This window comes from Sandarakinorhabdus sp. (assembly GCF_031422795.1).
Lineage (GTDB): Bacteria > Pseudomonadota > Alphaproteobacteria > Sphingomonadales > Sphingomonadaceae > Sandarakinorhabdus.
In genome coordinates, this window is sequence record NZ_JANPML010000373.1 from 1 (window position 1) to 7,281 (window position 7,281).

At 61.1% G+C, this 7,281-nt stretch carries 7 protein-coding genes; 4 read left to right on the plus strand and 3 right to left on the minus strand.

Translation table 11 applies throughout. The annotated features are described in order from the left end of the window. Positions 1–327: 327 nt before the first annotated feature. Positions 328–1,449 (minus strand): DNA polymerase III subunit beta, encoded by a 1,122-nt coding sequence (dnaN, locus tag RMO81_RS13050; protein WP_310476328.1) that lies wholly within the window; start codon positions 1,447–1,449, stop codon positions 328–330. Positions 1,450–1,548: 99 nt separating this feature from the next. On the opposite strand from dnaN, the gene RMO81_RS13055 reads away from it, so the two are divergent. Beyond that, on the plus strand, positions 1,549–2,175 hold the full coding sequence (locus RMO81_RS13055; RefSeq protein ID WP_310476329.1) for a histidine phosphatase family protein: 627 nt from the start codon (positions 1,549–1,551) through the stop codon (positions 2,173–2,175). Positions 2,176–2,182: 7 nt separating this feature from the next. Here the strand turns inward: RMO81_RS13055 and RMO81_RS13060 are convergent, their stop codons facing one another. Together RMO81_RS13060 and RMO81_RS13065 are read right to left on the minus strand one after the other, a co-directional pair. Then, positions 2,183–2,416, minus strand: a complete 234-nt coding sequence (locus tag RMO81_RS13060; protein WP_310476330.1) for a hypothetical protein — start codon at positions 2,414–2,416, stop codon at positions 2,183–2,185. Further along, positions 2,416–3,918, minus strand: coding sequence for a hypothetical protein (locus RMO81_RS13065; RefSeq protein ID WP_310476331.1), 1,503 nt, complete (start codon positions 3,916–3,918; stop codon positions 2,416–2,418). The genes RMO81_RS13060 and RMO81_RS13065 overlap by 1 nt, the downstream gene beginning before the upstream one ends. Before the next feature lie 135 nt (positions 3,919–4,053). On the opposite strand from RMO81_RS13065, the gene RMO81_RS13070 reads away from it, so the two are divergent. The 3 genes from RMO81_RS13070 to RMO81_RS13080 form a co-directional block, all read left to right on the plus strand. Further along, positions 4,054–4,920, plus strand: a complete 867-nt coding sequence (locus RMO81_RS13070) for a hypothetical protein (protein ID WP_310476332.1) — start codon at positions 4,054–4,056, stop codon at positions 4,918–4,920. A gap of 208 nt (positions 4,921–5,128) precedes the next feature. Next, on the plus strand, positions 5,129–6,022 hold the full coding sequence (locus RMO81_RS13075) for a restriction endonuclease (RefSeq protein WP_310476333.1): 894 nt from the start codon (positions 5,129–5,131) through the stop codon (positions 6,020–6,022). Positions 6,023–6,138: 116 nt separating this feature from the next. Beyond that, positions 6,139–7,281, plus strand: a 1,143-nt coding sequence (locus RMO81_RS13080) for an acetyl-CoA C-acyltransferase (RefSeq protein WP_310476334.1), incomplete at its 3' end; no start/stop codon positions are given.

Consider the following 7,281-nt stretch of genomic DNA (forward strand, 5'->3'; position numbering starts at 1 on the left):
CCGGCTATGCCCTGCATTACTGGACCGGGCGCGACCTGATCACGCATTTCTGTGCCGGCGGCGAACACCCGGTGCTGGCCCGCTATAACGCGCGCATGCAGCCGACGGTGCAGCATATCCTAGCGGAACGGACGGGCCAGCACTGAGGCGGCCGGCGGCAAAGCCGCCGGGTCCGCTTTCGGGGAAGAAGAGACCGAAAGAATGAGCGCGGCGGAGCCGCGCCGTCAGACGACACGAAAAAGGCGGCCGACGAGGCCGCCCTTTTCGGTCGCTGGCCGCTCGCTCGGCGAGTCTGCAAACAGTGCTACTGTTTACAGCCGCCTCGCTTCACACACGCATCGGCATCAGCACATACAGCGCCTTGGCGTCATCGCTCTCACAGATCAGCGTCGGGGCCGAGGCATCAGCCAGATGCACATCCACCAGATCGCTGCCGACCTGGCCCAGGATATCGAGCAGATAGCGATAGTTGAAGCCCACCTCGATATCGGCCGCAGCATAGTCGGCCGGCACTTCTTCGGATGCAGTGCCGTTTTCCGGGCTGGTGACCGACAGGGTGACCTTGTCGCGGCTCAACGCCAGCTTCACGGCGCGGGTCTTTTCGGTGGTGGCGATGGCGGCCACACGGTCCACACCTTCGGCCAGGCTGCGCGTGTCAATCTTCAGCAATTTGTCGTTCGCGGTCGGGATGACGCGGGTGTAATCCGGGAACGTGCCGTCGATCAGCTTGCTGGTCAGCGTTGAATCCGCCGAGAAGCGGAACCGGACTTTTGCGGGCGACAGGCCGATCTCCACCGGTGCATCGGCGGCCATTTCATCGAGCAGCTTGCGCACTTCGTTGACGCATTTGCGCGGCACGATCACGCCCGGCATGTCGGCCGCGCCGGCCGGCAGATCAAGCTCGATCCGGGCCAGGCGGTGGCCATCGGTGGCCACACCGCGCAGCTTCGGCGACGGGCCGGTGGTGGCATGCAGATAGATGCCGTTCAGATAATAGCGCGTTTCCTCGGTGGAAATCGCAAATTTCACCGCGTCGATCAGTTCCTTCAGCTCACCGGCCGAAAGCGTGAAGCGGACCGGCAGATCGGTTTCGGCGATCACCGGGAAATCATCGCGCTTCAGCGTGGCCAGGCTGAAGCGGCTGCGGCCGGCATTCACGCTCATGCGGTCACCCGAAACGGCCAGTTCAACCTGCGAACCTTCCGGCAACTTGCGCACGATTTCGAACAGCGTGTGGGCCGAAACCGTGGTGGCACCGTTCAGATCGATCGCAGCGGGGATATTTTCCACCACCTGCAGATCAAGATCGGTCGCCATAAAACGCAGGCCATCGGCGCGCGCCTCGATCAGCACGTTCGAAAGGATCGGAATGGTGTTGCGACGTTCCACCACCGACTGGATATGGCCCAGGCACTTCAGCAGGGTTGCGCGCTCAACGGTGGCCTTCATTCTGATCCCTGTAACGATATGGTGCAGTTGGGCGCACTATAGCCATTAACGCGCAGGGTGGTAGTGGCGATGTGCGCCGAAATCGGCAAAGGATGAACCATGGATCTGATTCTCGCCCGCCACGCCGAAACCGTGTTCAACGCCGCCGCCCGCATGCAGGGCCACATGGCGCACACGCCCCTCACCCGCAGCGGCATCGCCCAGGCCGAAGCCATGGGCGCCGCCCTGCGCGAAACCCTGGGCGAAGCACCCGATCTCGATCTGTGGGTTTCCCCCTCCGGCCGCACCCAGCAGACCGCCGCCATCATCGGCGAGCATCTTGGGCTGAGTTTCTTCGATTGGCGCAAGGACGAGCGGCTACTGGAAATCGACGTCGGCGATTGGGAAGGCCGCTGGTATCACGACATCGTCGCCGAACTCGGCCGCCCCATTGTGGACGCCGAACGCGGCCTGTTCACTGAAGCCCCGCCGAACGGCGAATGGTTCCCGGCAATCGCCGACCGCTTGAACCACTGGCTGGCCGAGCTCGACCATAGCCGCCCGGCACTGGTGATCAGCCACGGCATCACCGCCAGCGTACTGCGCGGGATTTTGGTGGGCGGCGAAGACTGGCACGGCATCCCCGTCGCCCCGCGCGCACCGCAAGGCACGGTGTTCCGGATTCGCGATGGGGTGGAGGAAATGTTGCACATCGGCAGCGGTCCAACCGTTTCGCGGACGGCGTAGATCGATCTTACGGGTCGATCCTCATTGCGAGCGCGATCCATATTTGGTCGCCCAACTCAGCGGCTCCAAAATCCCATTCTACAACATCATCTGGAGCCGGCGGGTTGATAAATGCATCACTGATGTCTGACATGACCCCGTTGACCAGATGGGGACCACTGACAATCACAGCCGAAGCCAACAGCGCACGCGTCACAAGCCGATCCTCGCTCTTATCAGCCAAAAATATTGCCCTCTTCATTATAATTCTCCACTTAATATTTGCCTTATTTTTCGGGATAAAAGACCCCAGATTCTAAATGATTCATTTTTGTCCGCAGTTTTTAATTTTTCAATAGTCAATGCACTACTTGGAGATGCAGATTTTGCTCTTTCAATTCGACCATTCTTCTGATCAATATTCGATTTTTCGAACTTCTCAAAATCATCTATTCTTTGTCGCCGCAATAACTCGATTGTATCTTGCCTTGAAATAGTTGACCTATTTTCATTTCGAGACGCAGCGGCAAACGCAGAAAATACATCTTCATTCGCATTAGCCTTTGCCGTTCCTTCACTTATCCGGGCCTCAAAATATAACTTGCACGATTCAACCAAGGCTCCGATGGGCGAGCGCCCACCGCCGGGATCAAATGCCTTAATGCAGAGCAATTCCAGTTCAGAGGCGTCATAATTGGCCTTCACGATGTACTGCACCACGTCGGCAACGTCCTTCACATGGCTGGTGTCGGCTGTATCGATCCCGCCGGCGCCCTGAACGGCGAGCAGATTCGTCATTGCAGCCGTGATCGGTCCGCCGCTCTTGGCAGCATCGGCCAGCAGATTGACACGGGTCGCGGCCACGGCAGCTGCAGTCTTGGCCTTGTCCACTTCGCCAGCCGCCGCTTCACAAGCCTTGGTCTGCTCTTCGGTTGGCTTTTCTTCGCCTTCGGGGCGCTTGTCAGCCGGCTGACAGAGCTTCTTCTCGCCATCGGCTTTGGTCAATTTGGCTTGCGCCTTTTCAAGCGCCGCATCAGCCTTCACTTTTTCAGTGAACGCCTTGTCGATGGCAACCACCGCGCCGGCAGCATCGGCGCCGGTGCCGGCCGATCCCGCAGCGCCGATGATGGTGGGTTTGGTAACAACAGCGCCCGTCAACTGCTCGATGGCCAAAGCCGCAATGATCAGACGCTGGTCGCGTATCGCCTGCACGCCAAGTTCAAGCGGACCGATCCCGCCATTGGCATAGCGTTCGCAGGTGCGGTACATGACCTCCTTCAACAGATTGATCGTCTGCGTTCGGGCAATAGTGCTGCCCTGCTCGGCCGAACTGCCGCTGAAACCGAACAACACAGACAATGGCCCGGCAGCCGCGCCTTCTTCCACGCCGGCATTGGCCGCGGCACTGTTGGCATAAACGGAGAACACATCTGGGGAAGGTTCAGCGCAATAGCGATAGCTGGTAGTTGTTGTCGACTTGGCACCAGCGTGGGTGGAAATCACCTCTTTCGTAACGGAGGTGGCAGGCTTGCCGTCGGCTCCGGGCACAAGTTCGGATGTCTTGACTGGTTCAGTGCGTGCTGGCCCTTCCGCCTCAACCGTGCTGGTTACCGGTACCGCGATCAGAAATCGCTGTTTCGCGTCAACGGATTGCACGGAAGCCCGCGCTTTTGGCAGCAAGATATTGCGATGAATACTATTGTCGTTCGCCGTGCAGCCGGCGAGCACGAGTGCGGCCGACGCACAAAGGAGGATCGCACGCATGCACCGCACCCCTGTTTACGACCCGGAGCCAAACATATCCCAGTTGTGGCGCAATGCAACTCCCTCAACCGCTTTATTTGGGATATAATTGGCCCCGCCGCCGCAGTTGATCGCCAGCAAGGAGCAAAACGCATCATGCCGATCAATTTCCAGATCGAACGCACTGCCAACAATTTCTTCGCCCGCGCCGATGGGCAGCGGTTCTTCGTTGGCCGGCGGGTGCCGTATGGCGGCAATATCGGGCTGTACAACATCTTCGGCGGCAGCCCGCTCACGCCCTTGTTCTACACGGCGGCGGATTTTGCCAGCGGCCACGGTTTCTGGGCCGATTTCATCGAGCCGACCGCGATCTGCGAAGGCCGCAGCTTCCTCACGCTGAACAGCTATGATTCGGCCGGTTTCACCTTCGGCTTTGGCCAGTTCGCCGCGCACGTGCCGGATGGCGATTTCGTGAAGATGCTGCGCGCGCTCCTGGCGCGGCCAGAGGCAGACGATTATTTCCCCCACCTCGAACTGGCCGGCGGCCGCATCCACCGCGTCACCGATGCCGGCCTGTCCCCCCTGGAAAGCGCCACCTCCACCGAGCCCCTGATGCGCTACCTCAACCCCACCCTGGACGAAGTGGAAGACGCCGAGGTGATCGCCGCCGCCAAGCTGATCCACTGGGCCACCCACCACGCCAGCGCCCGCGACGCCCAGGTGAGCACCATGGTCGCCAGCTACCGCAGCTTCATGGCCCGCGCCGACAAACGCGTCGGCATCGATGGCCGCCCCGCCGATCAATGCCTGGTGATCGCCGATATCCTGCACCACGGCCGCGGCGGCAAGATGACCTGGCCCCTCGTCGCCGAAGCCTTGGCCAGCCCCACCCCGCTGGCCAAACTGATCGCCATCGGCGCCCCGCAATGGGATGGGCGCAAGGCGACCCTGAAGAAAGCCATCGCGGCGCGGCCTCAACTGGCGGCGAAGCGGTGGAGCCGGGCGGTGGGGGATTTCGTGTGAAGTGAGAAGTGGGGGCCTCCGGCGGGCAGGGTCGCAGACCCTGCACCCGTTTGTTTTTGGCCAGAGCTTAGTGGATGGTTCGGAAAGGGAAGCCGAATTCCAGCTATCAGCCGTATGAGCGCTAACGTCGGGCATTTGGTTCCCGTCTTTTGATTGCAAAGACGCGAGCCATCCTGATAATCGCAGCGAAAATGGGATGCTCTTGTCGATGAACGTGCAACAACTCCGCAAAGACGATTTTTATCTGCCAATCCTTCGCCTGCTTGAGGCGTTAGGCGGATCGGCATCAATTGAGGAGATGGAGCAGCGGCTAGTTGACGAGTTCGCGTTCAACGACGCTGATCTAGCCGAAGCCCACGAAAAAAGCGGAACGCCGATTATCCTCAATAAGATGGCTTGGGCCCGCAGCTATTTAAAAGTGGCTGGCTTCTTAGCAAATGAGCGCCGGGGTGTCTGGTTGCTAACTGAAAGCGGCCGAAATGCGCTCTCGGCCGGTGAAGCGGCCATCCATACCGGAGTGGCGGCAGCGGTACGCGAGTATAATGCCCGGCGTAAGGCGGCATCAGACGCAAGCGCTGCGGAGGAAATATCGCCAGACGAGCTTTCGTTTGAAGCCGCAGCTACGACTGAAGACGTTGGCGATTGGCGGGATGAGTTGCTTTCAGCGCTTAAGGTCATGGACCCGACCGCATTCGAGCGGCTCTGCCAGAGGCTTCTTCGTGAAAGCGGTTTCGTCAAAGTGGAAGTTACAGGCAAATCTGCGGATGGCGGAATCGACGGGGTCGGCGTTCTTCGCATGAATCTGATTTCATTCCAGGTTTTGTTTCAGTGCAAGCGGTACGCAGGCGCTGTCTCCTCACCAATCGTGCGCGATTTTCGAGGCGCAATGCAGGGACGTGCCGACAAAGGGCTAATTATTACCACTGGTAGTTTTACAGCCGATGCTAGACGTGAGGCGACAAGAGACGGCGCTCCTGCGATCGACTTAGTTGACGGGGAACTCCTGTGCGACCTCCTGAAGGAGCGGCAACTTGGCGTCACTGTTCGCGAGGTGCGATCAGAAGAGGTCAGCATCGATATGACGTTCTTGTCCACGATTTAGCCCGAAAACAAACGGGTGCAGGGTCTGCGACCCTGCCCGCCGGAGGCCCGCTTTCTCCCTTCCTCCCGAAACCTCACCCTCGTAAAAGGCGCTCACAGCAACCGGAGTACGCCCCCATGTCCGATCCCGTCGTCATCGCCAGTTACGCCCGCACCCCGATGGGCGGTTTCCAGGGCGCGCTTTCGGGTTTGAAGGCGACCGAGTTGGGCGCGGCGGCGGTGCAGGCGGCGGTGGCGCGGGCGGGGGTTTCGCCGATGGCCGTGGATCAGATCGTGATGGGGTGTGTGTTGCCGGGTGGGTTGGGCCAGGCGCCGGCGCGGCAGGCGGCGTTGGGGGCCGGGTTGCCGAGCCACGTGGAGGCGGTGACCATCAACAAGATGTGTGGCAGCGGCATGCAGGCGATGATCATGGCGCATGATGCGTTGGTTGCGGGCAGTGCCAGTGTGATCATCGCGGGCGGCATGGAGAGCATGACCAACGCGCCTTATCTGCTGTTGAAGCATCGCGGCGGCGCGCGGATCGGCCATGATGCCATCAAGGATTCGATGTATCTGGATGGGCTGGAGGATGCCTATGACCCTGGCCGGTTGATGGGCAGTTTCGCCGAGGAGAGCGCGCGCGATTACCAGTTCACGCGGGAGGCGCAGGATGCGTTTGCCATCGCCAGCCTGGGCCGTGCGCAGGCGGCGATTGCCAGTGGTGCTTTCGCTGGCGAGATCACGCCGGTCACCATTGCCGCGCGCGGCGGCGATGTGGTGATCGACACCGACGAACAGCCCGGCAAGGCCCGGCCGGACAAGATCCCGACGTTGAAGCCGGCGTTTGCCAGGGATGGCACCATCACGGCGGCCAATGCCTCCTCGATCAGCGATGGCGCAGCGGCGCTGGTGCTGACGCGCCAAAGCGTCGCCGACGCGCAGGGGCTGCAAGTGCAAGCGCGCATCGTCGCCCATGCCGCCCACGCGCATGAGCCGGCCAAGTTCACCACGGCGCCGGTGCCGGCGATCCGCAAAGTTCTGGCCAAGGCCGGCTGGACGGTGGCGGATGTCGACCTGTTTGAAGTGAACGAGGCGTTTGCGGCGGTGGCGATGATCGCCATGCATGATCTGGCCATCCCCCACGACAAGCTCAACATCCACGGCGGGGCTTGTGCGCTGGGCCACCCCATCGGCGCATCGGGCGCGCGCATCGTGGCGACTCTGCTGGCGGCGCTGCAACAAACCGGCGGCAAACGCGGGGTCGCCGCGCTGTGCATCGGC

What these genes read in the sequence shown, in the direction of transcription:
- RMO81_RS13075 (WP_310476333.1), top strand. Translation starts at nt 5,129, where the DNA reads ATGAACGTGCAACAACTCCGCAAAGACGATTTTTATCTGCCAATCCTT.
- RMO81_RS13065 (WP_310476331.1), bottom strand. Translation starts at nt 3,918, where the DNA reads ATGCGTGCGATCCTCCTTTGTGCGTCGGCCGCACTCGTGCTCGCCGGC.
- RMO81_RS13070 (WP_310476332.1), top strand. Translation starts at nt 4,054, where the DNA reads ATGCCGATCAATTTCCAGATCGAACGCACTGCCAACAATTTCTTCGCC.
- RMO81_RS13060 (WP_310476330.1), bottom strand. Translation starts at nt 2,416, where the DNA reads ATGAAGAGGGCAATATTTTTGGCTGATAAGAGCGAGGATCGGCTTGTG.
- RMO81_RS13055 (WP_310476329.1), top strand. Translation starts at nt 1,549, where the DNA reads ATGGATCTGATTCTCGCCCGCCACGCCGAAACCGTGTTCAACGCCGCC.
- dnaN (WP_310476328.1), bottom strand. Translation starts at nt 1,449, where the DNA reads ATGAAGGCCACCGTTGAGCGCGCAACCCTGCTGAAGTGCCTGGGCCAT.